This is a genomic window from Solirubrum puertoriconensis (assembly GCF_001483135.1).
In the GTDB taxonomy this organism is placed as follows: domain Bacteria; phylum Bacteroidota; class Bacteroidia; order Cytophagales; family Hymenobacteraceae; genus Solirubrum; species Solirubrum puertoriconensis.
This window is the reverse complement of sequence record NZ_LNAL01000007.1, coordinates 520690-534141: the sequence shown is the minus strand read 5'-3', so window position 1 is coordinate 534141 and position 13452 is coordinate 520690. Positions and strand designations below refer to the sequence as shown.

The window sequence follows — 13452 nt, the reverse complement described above, 5'->3', positions numbered from 1 at the left end:
CCTAGGACTCCCACAACCTCCTCAATTCTTAAACTCCCAAACTCTTTAATTCCCAAACTGACTTGATTTACCTGTTTACCGATGGCTCGTCGCGGGGCAACCCGGGCCCCGGCGGCTACGGCACCATTTTGCGCTACGGCCCGCACGAAAAGGAGCTTTCCCAGGGCTTCCGCCTCACCACCAACAACCGTATGGAGTTGCTGGCCGTGATTATTGGCCTCGAAGCAATTACGCGCCCCGAACTGCCCGTAATGGTGGTTTCAGACTCCAAGTACGTGGTGGAAGCTGTGGACAAGAAGTGGGTTTTTGGCTGGGAGAAGAAACCGGATTTCGGCAAAAAAGCCAACGAGGACCTGTGGCGGCGCTTCCTGAAAGTGTACCGCAAGCGCAACGTGCAATTTAAATGGATTAAAGGCCACGCCGGCCACCGCGAAAACGAGCGCTGCGACCAACTCGCCGTACGCAGCGCCCTGCAAGGCCCCCTGCTGGTTGACGAAGGGTACGAGCGCATTGAGGCAGCTCGGTTGATTTAAGTATAACAAGTGCGCTGCCGAACCTAAGCTGCACTACATTGGCTCCTGAGGAAACCACTCTAAATCTGTGCTTGTGCATTGATTGTAGGTTTATCTTATATGGCAAAACCATATTACAAAGCCTTAACCGGAGTTAGAGCGGCTGCCGCTTTTATGGTGTACCTGCACCATTATAACCCGGGTCTTGCGTTATTTAATAGTCAGACAATACAGGATATCTGCCATGAAATGCACGTGGGGGTAACCATATTCTTCACCCTCAGCGGCTTCCTCATTACCACGCGCTACTACAATCATATTCACTTATCTAAAACTTATGTATGGACGTATTTTATTAATCGCTTTGCAAGAATATATCCGTTGTATATACTCCTTACCACGCTGTTCTATGTTTTGAACTTTATTGAGCATGGTGCAACCATTGAACTAACTAAGGAATACGTACTCAACGCGACATTTCTAAGAGGATTTTCTTATAAGTACTTCTGCACAGGTTTGCCCCAAGGCTGGTCCCTCACCGCCGAGGAATGCTTTTACGTATTTGCGTTGTTCTTTTTGGTTGTGCTTCAGTCGTTGCGGCGCACCAAATGGCTTGCGTGGGTAATGGCTTCCCTCCTGCTTCCCGCACTGGGTTATGGCTTGGTAATGCTGTGCAACCACCTAGGCATCGAGTACTTTGAAAATCTTCCATTTGTAGCGTCCTACACTTTCTTCGGTCGCTTCACAGAGTTCTTCATCGGCAGCGGGCTTGCATTTTTACTTAACCGAAACGGCACTACTCTCAAAGTTCCGGCGCCTACCTATTTGGGCATGGCGGCGTTTGCTGCAGGCATATTTTTACTTATTCAAATCAAGCAGCAGTACAACGTAAATTACGGAATCAGCCACCCGTATGGAGTGTTAGTAAACAACGTTTACCTCCCTTTATGCATTTCGCTGATTTTTGCCGGCTTGCTTACCGAGCAAACCATTATCTCTAAATTACTTTCAACCAATGTATTTTCCGTGCTTGGCAAAAGCTCGTACGCATTTTATTTAATTAATATGGGTTTTGTGCACGCTATGATTGGCTATTTCAATGAAAAAACAGCCCTGGAATACAGCCTCAACTTTACGGTTTTGCTGCTCATATCAATAATGGCTTACTATCTAATTGAAGAGCCAGTAAATAAAAAAATACGCTCACTGACTTCTCGGCTTAATTGGCTAACTCCTATTTCCGTTTCAAGCAATTCCGCATCGAGCAGGCAAACTGTGCGATGAAGGTTTGCACCGATGCCTGCATTCTAGGAGCCGCGGCCAACCTCAACGGCGCCGAACGCATACTGGATATAGGCACCGGCACGGGTCTGCTGGCCCTCATGGCAGCCCAGCGCAACGCTTCAGCAAGCATACAAGCCGTAGAAATTGATGCAGCCGCAGCGGCGCAAGCCAGCCAAAACGCGCAAGCCAGCCCTTGGGCCAAGCGTCTTGGCATTTATGCCGGCAGCTTGGCCGAATTTGCAGCTACTTGCCCCGCGCCCTACGACCACATTCTCTGCAACCCACCGTTTTTTCGGCACTCGCTCCGCTCGCCCGATACGGCCCGCACTATTGCCCGCCATACCGCCGCCGACACCCTCACGTTTGCCGAACTCGTGACCTTTGCAGGTCGCCATTTAGTAGCTGATGGTGGCCTTACGGTGTTGCTGCCGCCCACCGAAATGCTGGCATTTGAGCAGGAAGCCCACCGTGCTGGCCTCTACCCTACTACCAGGCTAGTGGTGCGCCATCGGCCATGCAGCAAGCCCCTGCGGCACATAACCGAGTTCGGGTTTGCGCCACAAGCCAGCCGCACCCGTGAGTTAGCCATCCACGATGCGGACTCGGAAGCCTATTCCGACGCGTTCATAAACCTCTTGCGCGACTTTTACCTCGCCTTTTGACAACCCACAAACGACAGCGGCACCGCTCCCTTAGGGCGGTGCCGCTGTCGTTTTAAATGGTCCTTAGCTACGCTAAAGCGTACTCCATTTCCAGGAACCGGATGCCATAATCGGCTTGCAGTTCATCCAAAATAGGCTCGTACAAATCGGCGTGCACGGGCACCACCACGCCGAGGTGCGGCACCCGACCTAGGGCCAGCCGACGTACGGCCATACCCAACGGCAGCCCTACAGTTTTGGCCATGGCGGTGTGCACGGCATCATCGCCCGTTACTACCAACGACGAAGTGCGCTGCCGCCGCTCGTCGCCGAGCTCGAACTCGAACAAGTGCTGCATCACAATCATGTCGTGGTCGGTGGGTTGCAGCTGCCACTTGGCCGTGAGCAGCCGCTCGAGCAGTTGCGCGGGTGTAGCATCGGGCAGGCCAACGGGTTCGTCCGAGAATAACCCGGCCCAGGTAAGCCGTTGCATCTCCTGGCCTTCAATGCTAAGCCCTAGGTAGTTGGCCACCCGCGCGGGCAAAGGTGCTGAGGCTGGGGCGGTGGGCAAGAAAGATTTGATTAGGTCGGCCCAAGGTAGCTCGGCAGCGTTACCCAAGCGGCACGAATCGTCGGTCAGCCCAAGGCTTACCAGGGCTTGCCAGGCGGCGCAGTACCCCGGGCGGCGCAGCGTGCCACGCAGCATGGTGGGTATTTCCTCGAGGCCATAAAGCGGACGGTAGCTGAGCGAATCGCGGTTGGCGTAGCCCTCGAATTCGCCGTAACCCGGCACCTCCAACAGCTCTACCCGCCGGAACAGCTGTTGGTACGGAATAAACCTAGGGTGCCCCCTTTCGATATAGCGCGCAGTACCTTGCCCAGCTACCACCACGTTGCGAGGGTTCCAGGTAAACTTGTAGCGCCAGGGGTTGTCGCCTTCCGAGTCAGGCGCCATCAGCCCACCGCAGTAGGATTTAAACGACGTGAGCCGCCCGCCCTGTGCGCGGATTTCGTTGATGATGGGCATGGCCGACATATGATCAAGCCCAGGGTCGAGGCCGCACTCCATCAGGAACGTCAGCCCTAGGCTCCGCGCTTCGGCATCGAAAGCGCGAATTTCTTCCGTGGCATAGCTAGCCGTGGCCAGGTGCCGGCGGTGCTGCAAGCAAGCTCGGGCCACCAACGGGTGAAACAGCGCTGGCAGCATCGAAATAACAATGTCGTGCTCGGCCACCAGCTGGCTGAGCTTTTCCTGCTCGCTTATTTCGAACGCCACCGCCGCAGCACGCTCGGCGTACGGTTGCAACAGCGGGTGCAGCGGTGTGGGGTTTACATCGGCAATAGTGAGGTGCCAATTGTGTTGGGTGGTTTGGCGGAGCAGGTACTGAATAAGAGCCGAGGCCGAGCGACCGGCGCCGAGCAGCAAAATTCGCGTCATGAGAATGCGGGTGGGTGGGTAGTGAGTTCGCGGGCGCGGCAGCAGCTTTGCCATTGGTCGGGCGTGATTATCTACCCGCGCAGTGGCCTAAGTGCAACTTGCAACCGTTTTCCGCTGAAATGTACTATTTTCGTCCCCCGTGGCCCAACGGGGCCACCGTCAGGTGGCCGATTTACACTCCATTCCCGCCGTTTTTGCGCCTCCAATGGCACAAACCCTTAACCTGACCATCTCCGCCGAGGTACTCACTGAGGCCGAACTCTCCGCCGAAGAAGCCAAGTGCTGGCAGGCAGCTAAAGCCGCAACGCAGCATTCGTACGCTCCCTACTCGCATTTTCACGTAGGCGCTGCCCTGCTGCTCGACGACGGTACGATTATCTGGAATACCAACCAGGAAAACGCCGCTTACCCCTCGGGCCTGTGCGCCGAGCGTACCGTGTTGTTTGGCCTGAACGGCCATTCCAAACAGCAAATCAAATGCATGGCCGTAGCTGCCCGCCCGCAAAACGGCCAGTTTGTACCCGTAACCTCGTGCGGCGCTTGCCGTCAGGTAATGATTGAGTTCGAAAACCGCCAACACGAGCCGATTGCCCTGTTGCTGCCTGGCCCCGAAAACACCATCTGGCGCTTTAAGCAACTGGCCGACCTGCTGCCCTTCCAGTTTTCGCCCGACGTACTGCCACCCCGCGCCTAATGGCTGCCGACCCCCTAGAGGCGCAGCAGCATAGCTTGGTGGTGCCGCGCACGGCCCGCTATTTTCAGCTGGGTAACCTAGGCACGGCCAAACGCTTATGGGTGGTGTGCCACGGCTACGGCCAGCTGGCTTCGTTTTTTGTGCGGCACTTCCGGGCAGTGCTCGAGCACGCGCCCGATACTGCCGTGGTAGCGCCCGAAGGCCTTTCGCGCTTTTACCTGCAAGGCACCAGCGGCCGGGTGGGCGCCACCTGGATGACGCGCGAAGACCGCCTCAGCGAAATTGAGGATTGTTCTGCGTACCTCGATCTGTTGCTTGCGCAACTGCTCACCTACTGCCCGCCCGGTGTGGAGGTGACGCTTTTGGGCTTCTCACAAGGTGCCTCAACGCTGAGCCGCTGGTTGATGCGCAGCTCCTTTACCCCGGCGCGTTTGGTGCTGTGGGCTGGCGCTTTCCCCGAAGACGTGGAGCCGCCAGCTGCGCAGGCGTTGTTTCAGCGCATACCTCAGCTCAGCTATGTGTGCGGCAATGCCGACGCGTTCATAACCGAGGAGCGTTTGCAAGCCCAGTTAGAGTACTTGGCCCAACTCGGCGCCAAGCCTAGGTTACTGCGCTTTGTGGGCGGTCATCAACTCGATGCAGCTGTGCTTCGCGAGTTGGCCCAATAACATACCCCTAGGTAGCAAAACAGCCCGCTTAACTAGCGGGCTGTTTGTTTATTACGGTAGCGGCTGCTTGGGCACTCGGCAGAATCAGCACTTCGGCAATGTTCACGTGCGGCGGGCGCGTCACCATAAACTGGATGATGTCGGCCACATCCTCGGCGCGCAACGGCTCAAAGCCTTGATACACGCTGGCAGCGCGGGCTTTGTCGCCTTTAAAGCGCACTTCCGAAAACTCCGTCTCAACGGCACCCGGGTTTACCTCGGCCACCCGAATACCTAGGCCTACCAAATCGATGCGCATGCCTTTGCTGAGCGAAGCCACGGCAGCTTTGGAGGCGCAGTACACGTTGCCGTTAGCGTAAGCCTCGTGGCCGGCTATGGAGCCGATGTTGATGACAAAACCGCTGCGGCGCTCCTGCATTACCGGCAGCACGGCCCGCGTTACGTTTAACAACCCGCGCACGTTAGTGTCGAGCATCAGGTCCCAATCGTTCACGTCGCCCTGCTGAATGGGTGCCAGGCCGTGGGCGTTGCCGGCGTTGTTGATGAGCACGTCCACTTGCCGAAACTCGGCGGGCAGGCTGCCAATGGCGGCATCTACCTCGGCGCGGTTGCGCACATCAAACGTGAGGATGTGTACAGGCACAGGCGCTACCTCCTGGGCCAGTTCCTCGAGTCGTTCGCGCCGCCGGCCGGTTACCACCAGTTGGTAGCCAACTTTCGCCAAAGCCACGGCGGTGGCGCGGCCAATTCCCGACGAAGCGCCGGTAACCAATGCAGTTTTCATGAAAGAAGTAAAAGCCGAATTGCTGCACCGCTTACCAGCGCCTACCCCATATCCGGAGCACTGGCCGGCTAGCCACGCAGTAACCCACCTAGGCGTTATTCAAAGTTGAGGTACAGCGTAACGGTGCTGCTCCGCACCCGCTGAAAGCTGTTGGTGTACACGTCGTTGCCAGGCTGCAGCATGTTGGGCAAGCCATGCGAGAAGCGCAGCTCAGGCGCAAACTTGAAGAACGGGTAAAACAAATCCAGCCCCACGCCATACTCAATGGAAAAGTCGGAGTTGCCTACTTTCAGCTGGCTGCTCACCGGGTCGCGGCGGCGGGTACCTACGTTGATGCTCGGCCGCACCCCACCTACCAGGTACACGCGGGTGTTGCGGCGCCGCTCCGATTTTAGCTTAAACAGCAAGGGCAAATCGAGTTGCGTGAAGCTGATGTCTTGGTCGACGATCGAATCGGCCACGCTACCAATCTTCTTGAACTCTACCTGCCGCGTCAGAAACGACACACCCGGCGTAAAGCGGATGCTCAGGTAATCCGTCAGGCGCGCATCGCCGATAAAGCCGACTGCAAAGCCGGGGCTGAATTTAGCGTTGGCCGAAATGCCCTGCCCGTTCTGCAGGTTGTTGACGTACGTCTGGGAATGCTCGAGGCGGTAGCGGCTGCCGTTCACGCCCACGAAAAACCCCGGATGAAACCAGCGGGTATCGTAGCCGGGCAGGTTGTTTACCGTAACGGTTTTTACCCGGCCGCTTTTGCTGCGGTTGGCTTTGGTGTAGCTACTCTTCTGACCTAGGGCGGCCGTGGGCAGAGCCAGCAGCAGCAGCACTCCTAGGCGCAGGGTTACTTGGTGGCGGTGTAAATGGAGCTTATGCCAAACGTGAGCGGTTGCCATTGGGGAGAGTTAAAGCCGACTTGCTTCAGAATGGCTTGGAATGCGGGGCCATCCGGAAAAGCCTGCACCGATTCGGGGAGGTACGAGTACGCGGCGCGGTCTTTGGAAATCAGTTTGCCGAATACCGGCAAAATATGCCGGAAGTAAAAATTGTACGCCTGCTTAAACGGAAAAACGCGGGGTTTCGAAAATTCCAGAATCACAACCTTGCCCCCGGGCTTTAGCACCCGGTGCATTTCGGCCAAGCCTTGTTGCAGATTCTCGAAGTTGCGCACCCCAAACGAGGCCGTTACGGCATCAAACGTGTTGTCGTCGAAAGGCAGGTTTTCGGAGTCGCCAAGCTGCAGCTCCACGCGGTGCCCCAGGCCCCGCTCCCGCACTTTGCGGCGCCCCACCTCGAGCATGCCCTCGGAGATGTCGACGCCGGTGACTTTTACTTCCTCACCTAGGCGTAAGGTTTCAAAAGCGAAGTCGCCGGTGCCGGTGGCAATGTCCAGAATGCGCGCCGGGCGCAGCTGCCGCAGCTCGCCCACGGCTTTGCGGCGCCAGTAAATGTCGGTGCCGGCGCTCAGGAAGTGGTTGAGGAAGTCGTACTTGCCCGCGATGCTGTTGAACATCTGGGCCACTTGCGACTTTTTGCCGGTGGGGTCGTCTTTGTAAGGAAGTACGGTCATGGGGTGCGGTACAAACGGCCAAACAGGCCGCAAATTGCCCAATAACAACGGGCCGACGCGCATAATGTTAAAAAAAACGGGCCGGGCTACTGGCCCGACCCGTTTTCGACGCTAGCACCAAGGGCGCTATTCTACTTTGGTTTTCACCTTGGTTTTGTCGCCGGCCTCGTCTTTAGCTTTCGAGTCCAGTTCGCCTTCCTTGGTTACGGTTTTGGTTTTCTCGCCGTTTTCCGACTCGGTTTTCACCTTCACTTTGTCGCTGTCTTCGTCAACCTTGGTTTTCACCTTGGTGCCTTCAGCAGTTTTCACCTTGGTTTTGCCGGGTTGCAGCGGAGCCGTAGTGCGGGTCGATGAGCTGGTGCTAGTGCCCGAAGCCGAGGTGCTGGTAGTACCGGAACCCGTGCCAGTGCCCGTAGCTCCGCCAGCGTTGGCGCTCTTGTTCAGGTCAGCCATGGTCTGGCCTTCCTTCAGAATCACGCGGAACTCCACGCGGCGGTTCAGCTGCATGTTTTCGGGCGAATCGTTCGGCGCCGACGGACGACGCTCGCCGTAGCTTACCGTTACCATGCGAGTCTCGCCAATACCGTTTTTCTTCAGATAGTTGTAAGCCGAGTTCGAGCGGTTCTGGCCGAGTACCATGTTGTACTCGTCAGTGTTGCGCGAGTCGCAGTGGCCTTCGATCGAAATGTTCACACCGGGGTTGGCCTTCAGAATACCGGCAATGTTGTTCAGCTCACGCACCGACTCGGGGCGCAGGTTGTACTTGTCGGTATCGAAGTAGATTTTCTTGAACGCGAACATCGAAGCACTGGTCGTGTCGACGTAAGGCACGTAGAAGTTCTTAACGATGGAGGAAGTATCGTTGGTGATTACCGGCACGGCAAACTCCTCCGTCGTGATGTTCTGGCCATCCTTCGAAACGGCAACTTGGTAGGTACGGCCCGAAAGCACGCTTACCGAGTAGTCGCCGGTTTCGGGCTTGGTTACGTCGCGGAAGCTGATAGCCGTTTTGTCGGCCTGCGTACCGCTGAACACCAGCTCCACACCCGGAATGATCGAAACGCTGTCGCGGGCCGAAAATACCTTGCCGCGAATCGTTACGTTCTTGATGTAGTTGATGGTATAGATGTCCTTTTCGCCGTAGCCACCAATACGGTACGACGACAGGTAGGCGTATGAGCCATCCGGCGACAGGCGGTAGTACGTGTCGTCGTCGGGGGTGTTGATGGGGTAACCCATGTTCTCGGGACGGCTCCATTTGTTGCCGATCGAGTCGTAATCCGACTTGAAAATGTCGTAGCCACCCATGGTGTTGTAGCCACGCGACGAGAAGTACAGCGTTTTGCCGTCGCGGCTCAGGTACGGGCTATCGTCATCGTACTTCGAGTTGATGCCCGCCACCGGCTTGGCTTCGCCCCAATCGCCGCCCGGCTTGCGGGTAGCATAGTAAATGTCGAGGGTGTTATCCTCCGAGTACTTGCTGGTCGAGAAGTAGATCGTTAAGCCATCTGGAGTGATAAAGGCATCCGATTCAAATCCTTTCGAGTTGATGTTGCCGTTCAGCTTCTTCGGAGCCGACCAGTCGCCGCCGGCACGCTCCGTGTAGAAGATGTCGCCGTTTTCATCCTGGCGGTACATCAGCATCTTGGTGTCGTTGTCGAACACCTGAATCGAAGCATCGTGGCCTTTCCCGTTCAGCGCACCCGACAGCGAACGGGGTTTCTCCCATTCGTCATCGCCAATGCGCTTGGCTTCAAAGATGTCCTCGTAGTATTCGCCGTCGGCGGCAACGTTGCCTTTGCCTTTTTTGGCGTCGTCGCCGGTTACGTTGGAACCGGTTACGTTTTCCGAGCGGGAGGTAAACAGCAGCAACTTGTCATCCGACGAGATTACGGGGCTGTGCTCCGAGTATGCCGTGTTGATCGACGGCCCGAGGTTCTTTACAAAGATGTCCTTGGGGCTGTTGAACTGAACCTTGGCGTTTTTCGAGTGCTGAATCAGCTGCCCTACTTCAACCTTGCGCGTATCCTTCTTCTTAAGGGTAGCGTTGTAAGCTTGGAAGTGGGTAATAGCCTCGTCGAAGTTGTAGTTCAGGTGGTCGACACGACCAAGCCAATACTCAACATCCTTCGATACGTTCTTTTTGATGCGTTGCGACTTGTAGATGTAGTCGCTGGCCTTCTCCTTGTCAAACGACATGTACGAGATACCGGCACGGAAAAGAGCCTGAGCGTTGTTTGGCTCTTTGGCCAGCACTTGCTCGTAAAAAGGAATTGCCGCCCGGTAGTTCTCCTGATCGAAGAAACGGTTGGCAGTTTTCAAGGTCTTTCGTGTGCTTTGGGCCATCGAAGGCTGAGCCACGGCGGCGGCCAGAGCCATTGCGCAAGAGGCCTGTAGTAACCTTCTGACGAAGTTGTCCATTGGAAGGGGAGTTTGGAATAAGGAGTTGCAGAGAAGGGAGATGCTATTGCACGTCTGAGGGCATTTGGGGCACCTAGGGCGGCAAAAGCGTCCCTGTATACTTAAAACCCGGTTTAAGGTTAGTCGGCTGCGAAGGCAAATTCAGAAAATACATTGCTTCAAAAACAAAGCCATGTATTGCTAATCCTGCATATAAGCCCGTAAAAAGTGAGCAAAATGCAGGTAAAGATAGATTTTATATAATGCGGCCTTAGCCACATCCTATTCGGTGAGCTAAACCGTCAGCAGACCTTCAATCATTTTGCCGGATGCAAAAAGTCGAAATTTTCTAGTCTAGCCCGCACAAATATATAGGTAGGTTAATAACTGCAATGATGCAACAGCAAAAATTTAATTCGAACTCAGAAAAAATAGGACTTTCCTCCCGCTAACTCCGGATGGCTTACTTTTGCGCCTCCTCATTTCTTCAATTACACAGCGCCCTCAATATGGTTATTCGCGATGCCCGCTTCGTGATGAGCAATACCCGCGTGGAGCAATGCCCAACCGGCTCCTTGCCCGAATACGCCTTCATCGGTCGCTCCAACGTCGGCAAATCGTCGCTTATAAATATGCTCACCGGGCGCAATAGCTTGGCTAAAACCTCGTCGCTGCCCGGAAAAACTCAACTTATCAACCATTTCCTAATAAACGACGAGTGGTATTTGGTTGATTTACCGGGTTATGGATATGCGCGTGTAAGTAAAGAGTCGCGTGAGAAATGGGGTAAAATGATTAAGGGCTACTTAGCTAAGCGCGAAAACCTGAGCTGTTTATTTGTGCTCATCGACTCGCGCTTACCCCCACAAGCCGTCGACCTGGAGTTTATAAACATGGTTGGCGAAATGGGTGTACCATTTGCGCTGGTATTCACCAAAGCCGACAAACAATCGAATACCCGCACCCGCCAAAATGTGCAGGTATTTCTGGAAAAGATGCGCGAATCCTGGGACGAGTTGCCGTCATGGTTTATTAGTTCGTCGGCGGTAAAAGAAGGCCGCGACGACCTGCTGAATTTTATTGACGACGTGAACCGGCAAGTAAAGGAAGCGGATGGGAATGCGTAGATTGGCCCTGTAATTGCCGGGCCTAAGCCGCAATCTTAGCATCAACTTCTACTCATTTACTTTCTACCCTACCCATGAAAAAGAACACCTTCACGCTGGCCCTGGCCCTGCTGGCGCTAGCGGCTACGCCGGCCCTGGCGCAGCAGAATGTGAAAGTGAAACCCGCGACCGAGGGCGATGCTCAGGCTGCTCCGGCCCAAGCTCCTCTTGCTCACGGCAAAACTGCCGCCATTCCGGTAGCCGATTACTACGAAGGAGGCCAGGAAGCCATGTACGACTTCATATACAAGGAGCTGAAATACCCGTTGCTGGCCCGGCGCAACCGCATTCAGGGCACTTGCATTGTGAGCTTTACCCTGAACCCCGACGGCAGCATGAGCGGTGTAAAGCTCGTGAAACAAATCGGTGGGGGCTGTGGCGAAGAGGCCCTGCGCGTAGTAAAGCTTCTTAAATTCAAGAAACCCGAATACCCCATCCTTACCAGCTTGCCCATTGCCTTTAAGCTTGGCGCCGCTGGCAACAACGTTGCTGAGTAGCCCGCGCTACCCATCGATAATTTCTAACCTTTTTCCGTTTCTATGCCCTACGACTTGAGGGAAATTGCTGCCATTAGCGGCATGAGCGGCTTGTACCGCCTGGTACGTCCGGCTCACAATGGTGTGCTGGTCGAAACTCTGGATGCCCAAGCCCGCCGCTCGGTAGCTTCGGCCCGCAACAAGGTGTCGTTGCTGCACGAAATCTCGATTTACACCGAAGACCCGGATCAAACTGTTCCGCTGACGGAGGTGTTCGACCGGATTTATCAGAAACACGGCCAGCAACTGCCCGTGACGAGCAAATCCGACGATGCTGCCCTCTCCAACTTTATGGCCGAGGTTATGCCCGAGTACGATCGTCAGCGCGTGTATATGTCTGACATTCGTAAGCTCATCACCTGGTATGGCGCTGTTAGCAGCCGCTTGCAGTATCAATCGGCAGAAGCCGCCGCCGGCGACGAAGCCGCTGCCCAAGCCGAAGAAACGGACCCCACCACCGACACGTTGAGCACCGCTGGCGCCATTCCGGCCCAGAACGACGAGGCAAACGATGCTGCTGGCTCGCCCGAAGCTGCTGGTACCAAAGCTAAGAGCACTCGCAAAAAATCGGAGTAAACGCTGGTTTAGCCCAACAAAAAAGCCCGCTGCAGCAATGCAGCGGGCTTTTTTGTTGGGCTTGCAATTGGCTACTAGGCCTCCTGTGCGGCCGACACGGCCTGGCGTTCTTTCGTCAAGAACTCTTCGGCTTTTTCTACCAGTTCGGTGGAGCCAATAAAGAGCGGGCAACGCTCGTGCAGCGAAGAGGGCTCAATTTCCATCAGGCGCTTAGCGCCGTTGCTAGCTTTGCCGCCTGCCTGCTCCACAATGAAAGCCAAAGCGTTGCCTTCGTACATCAGGCGCAGCTTGCCGTTGGGAGCTTTGTTGGTTGAGGGGTAGATGTAGATACCGCCTTTCAGTAGGTTACGGTGGAAATCGGCAACGAGCGAGCCGATATAGCGAGCCGAAAAATTCTGATCCTTGCAGTACTGCACGAAGTCGCGTACGCCCGGCGTGAACGAGTTCGACGAGCCTTCGTTGATCGAGTACAGGTTGCCGGTTTTGGGCGTGGTAATGTTGGGGTGCGACAGGAAAAACTCACCTAGGGAGGCCTCGTAGGTGAACCCGTTTACGCCAGCGCCGGTGGTGTACACCAGCATGGTGCTCGAGCCGTAGATTACGTAGCCGGCTGCTACCTGATGAATGCCTTTCTGGAGGCAGTCTTCGAGGGTGCCTTCTTGCCCGATGCCCGACTGGCGACGGTAGATCGAGAAGATGGTACCGATAGATACGTTCACGTCAATGTTCGACGAGCCATCGAGCGGGTCGATGGCCACCACGTATTTGCCTTGGTTTTTGCCGGTTTGGATCATGTCCTCTTCCTCTTCGGAAATAACCGTGCACACCTCGCCGCCATTGCGCAGCGCGCGGATGAAGCGGATATTGGCAATAACATCGAGCTTTTGCTGCTCCTCGCCTTGTACGTTCTGCTGGCCGTAAGCCCCGGCAACATCAATCAGGCCCGAGCGGTTGATTTCGCGGTTTACGATTTTGGCCGCAAGGGCAATGTCGCGCAGCAGCTGCGACAACTCACCGGTAGCGTACGGGAAGTCCTCCTGCTTGCGCATGATGAAACGGTCGAGAGTAGTACCGACGGGTAGCGCAAGGCGGTCAGGGTTGTGTTCCATAAAAGCAAGAAGAAAACGGGGGCGGGATATAGTAAGCTAGGCAAAACTAAGGGTTTTCGGCCTTAGTTAGCGGCTGC

14 protein-coding genes are annotated in these 13452 nt (G+C 55.6%); 8 read left to right on the top strand and 6 right to left on the bottom strand.

Going from position 1 to position 13452, the window contains the following annotated elements; genetic code table 11:
* Positions 1 to 62 precede the first annotated feature (62 nt).
* The 3 genes from rnhA to ASU33_RS12775 all read left to right on the top strand — a co-directional run bounded on the left by rnhA (position 63) and on the right by ASU33_RS12775 (position 2458).
* Positions 63 to 533: a ribonuclease HI gene (gene rnhA, locus ASU33_RS12785; RefSeq protein ID WP_059071221.1), complete on the top strand. Its 471-nt coding sequence runs from the start codon at positions 63 to 65 to the stop codon at positions 531 to 533.
* A gap of 99 nt (positions 534 to 632) precedes the next feature.
* Entirely contained in the window at positions 633 to 1796 is a 1164-nt protein-coding gene (locus tag ASU33_RS12780; RefSeq protein ID WP_078063100.1) for an acyltransferase family protein, read from the top strand.
* A complete protein-coding gene (locus ASU33_RS12775; RefSeq protein ID WP_059071219.1) occupies positions 1793 to 2458 on the top strand; it encodes a tRNA1(Val) (adenine(37)-N6)-methyltransferase in 666 nt (221 codons plus the stop codon). The genes ASU33_RS12780 and ASU33_RS12775 overlap by 4 nt, the downstream gene beginning before the upstream one ends.
* A 67-nt stretch (positions 2459 to 2525) precedes the next feature.
* Here the strand turns inward: ASU33_RS12775 and ASU33_RS12770 are convergent, their stop codons facing one another.
* Positions 2526 to 3875: a saccharopine dehydrogenase family protein gene (locus tag ASU33_RS12770; protein ID WP_059071218.1), complete on the bottom strand. Its 1350-nt coding sequence runs from the start codon at positions 3873 to 3875 to the stop codon at positions 2526 to 2528.
* Between the two features lie 205 nt (positions 3876 to 4080).
* On the opposite strand from ASU33_RS12770, the gene ASU33_RS12765 reads away from it, so the two are divergent.
* Both ASU33_RS12765 and ASU33_RS12760 read left to right on the top strand, forming a co-directional pair.
* Positions 4081 to 4569 (top strand): cytidine deaminase, encoded by a 489-nt coding sequence (locus tag ASU33_RS12765; protein WP_059071217.1) that lies wholly within the window; start codon positions 4081 to 4083, stop codon positions 4567 to 4569.
* Complete coding sequence (locus tag ASU33_RS12760; protein ID WP_059071216.1) at positions 4569 to 5237, top strand: alpha/beta hydrolase; 669 nt, start codon at positions 4569 to 4571, stop codon at positions 5235 to 5237. Before ASU33_RS12765 ends, ASU33_RS12760 begins: the two co-directional genes overlap by 1 nt.
* A gap of 28 nt (positions 5238 to 5265) precedes the next feature.
* On the opposite strand, the gene ASU33_RS12755 is transcribed toward ASU33_RS12760, so the two are convergent.
* From ASU33_RS12755 to ASU33_RS12740, 4 genes are all read right to left on the bottom strand, one after another.
* The gene (locus ASU33_RS12755) at positions 5266 to 6021 is read right to left on the bottom strand and encodes an SDR family NAD(P)-dependent oxidoreductase (RefSeq protein ID WP_059071215.1); all 756 of its coding nucleotides are present in this window, start codon (positions 6019 to 6021) and stop codon (positions 5266 to 5268) included.
* 95 nt (positions 6022 to 6116) lie between these two features.
* Positions 6117 to 6914 carry a type IX secretion/gliding motility protein PorT/SprT gene (gene porT, locus ASU33_RS12750; RefSeq protein WP_078063099.1) on the bottom strand — a complete coding sequence of 266 codons (798 nt, stop codon included), beginning with the start codon at positions 6912 to 6914 and terminating at the stop codon, positions 6117 to 6119.
* Positions 6863 to 7588, bottom strand: coding sequence for a bifunctional demethylmenaquinone methyltransferase/2-methoxy-6-polyprenyl-1,4-benzoquinol methylase UbiE (gene ubiE, locus ASU33_RS12745; protein WP_059071213.1), 726 nt, complete (start codon positions 7586 to 7588; stop codon positions 6863 to 6865). The genes porT and ubiE overlap by 52 nt, the downstream gene beginning before the upstream one ends.
* Positions 7589 to 7714: 126 nt before the next feature.
* A complete protein-coding gene (locus tag ASU33_RS12740) occupies positions 7715 to 9967 on the bottom strand; it encodes an OmpA family protein (protein WP_286130527.1) in 2253 nt (750 codons plus the stop codon).
* 530 nt (positions 9968 to 10497) lie between these two features.
* On the opposite strand from ASU33_RS12740, the gene yihA reads away from it, so the two are divergent.
* The 3 genes from yihA to ASU33_RS12725 all read left to right on the top strand — a co-directional run bounded on the left by yihA (position 10498) and on the right by ASU33_RS12725 (position 12266).
* Positions 10498 to 11115: a ribosome biogenesis GTP-binding protein YihA/YsxC gene (gene yihA, locus ASU33_RS12735; protein WP_059071211.1), complete on the top strand. Its 618-nt coding sequence runs from the start codon at positions 10498 to 10500 to the stop codon at positions 11113 to 11115.
* 74 nt (positions 11116 to 11189) lie between these two features.
* Complete coding sequence (locus ASU33_RS12730) at positions 11190 to 11651, top strand: energy transducer TonB (RefSeq protein ID WP_059071210.1); 462 nt, start codon at positions 11190 to 11192, stop codon at positions 11649 to 11651.
* Positions 11652 to 11693: 42 nt separating this feature from the next.
* The gene (locus ASU33_RS12725; RefSeq protein WP_059071209.1) at positions 11694 to 12266 is read left to right on the top strand and encodes a DUF5606 family protein; all 573 of its coding nucleotides are present in this window, start codon (positions 11694 to 11696) and stop codon (positions 12264 to 12266) included.
* A 74-nt stretch (positions 12267 to 12340) separates the two neighbouring features.
* Here ASU33_RS12725 and fbp read toward each other — a convergent pair whose 3' ends face one another.
* Positions 12341 to 13375, bottom strand: coding sequence for a class 1 fructose-bisphosphatase (gene fbp, locus ASU33_RS12720; RefSeq protein WP_059071208.1), 1035 nt, complete (start codon positions 13373 to 13375; stop codon positions 12341 to 12343).
* Between the last annotated feature and the right edge of the window lie 77 nt (positions 13376 to 13452).

What these genes read in the sequence shown, in the direction of transcription:
- ASU33_RS12780 (WP_078063100.1), top strand. Translation starts at nt 633, where the DNA reads ATGGCAAAACCATATTACAAAGCCTTAACCGGAGTTAGAGCGGCTGCC.
- ASU33_RS12775 (WP_059071219.1), top strand. Translation starts at nt 1,793, where the DNA reads ATGAAGGTTTGCACCGATGCCTGCATTCTAGGAGCCGCGGCCAACCTC.
- ASU33_RS12770 (WP_059071218.1), bottom strand. Translation starts at nt 3,875, where the DNA reads ATGACGCGAATTTTGCTGCTCGGCGCCGGTCGCTCGGCCTCGGCTCTT.
- ASU33_RS12765 (WP_059071217.1), top strand. Translation starts at nt 4,081, where the DNA reads ATGGCACAAACCCTTAACCTGACCATCTCCGCCGAGGTACTCACTGAG.
- ASU33_RS12760 (WP_059071216.1), top strand. Translation starts at nt 4,569, where the DNA reads ATGGCTGCCGACCCCCTAGAGGCGCAGCAGCATAGCTTGGTGGTGCCG.
- ASU33_RS12755 (WP_059071215.1), bottom strand. Translation starts at nt 6,021, where the DNA reads ATGAAAACTGCATTGGTTACCGGCGCTTCGTCGGGAATTGGCCGCGCC.
- porT (WP_078063099.1), bottom strand. Translation starts at nt 6,914, where the DNA reads ATGGCAACCGCTCACGTTTGGCATAAGCTCCATTTACACCGCCACCAA.
- ubiE (WP_059071213.1), bottom strand. Translation starts at nt 7,588, where the DNA reads ATGACCGTACTTCCTTACAAAGACGACCCCACCGGCAAAAAGTCGCAA.
- ASU33_RS12740 (WP_286130527.1), bottom strand. Translation starts at nt 9,967, where the DNA reads ATGGCTCTGGCCGCCGCCGTGGCTCAGCCTTCGATGGCCCAAAGCACA.
- yihA (WP_059071211.1), top strand. Translation starts at nt 10,498, where the DNA reads ATGGTTATTCGCGATGCCCGCTTCGTGATGAGCAATACCCGCGTGGAG.
- ASU33_RS12730 (WP_059071210.1), top strand. Translation starts at nt 11,190, where the DNA reads ATGAAAAAGAACACCTTCACGCTGGCCCTGGCCCTGCTGGCGCTAGCG.
- ASU33_RS12725 (WP_059071209.1), top strand. Translation starts at nt 11,694, where the DNA reads ATGCCCTACGACTTGAGGGAAATTGCTGCCATTAGCGGCATGAGCGGC.
- fbp (WP_059071208.1), bottom strand. Translation starts at nt 13,375, where the DNA reads ATGGAACACAACCCTGACCGCCTTGCGCTACCCGTCGGTACTACTCTC.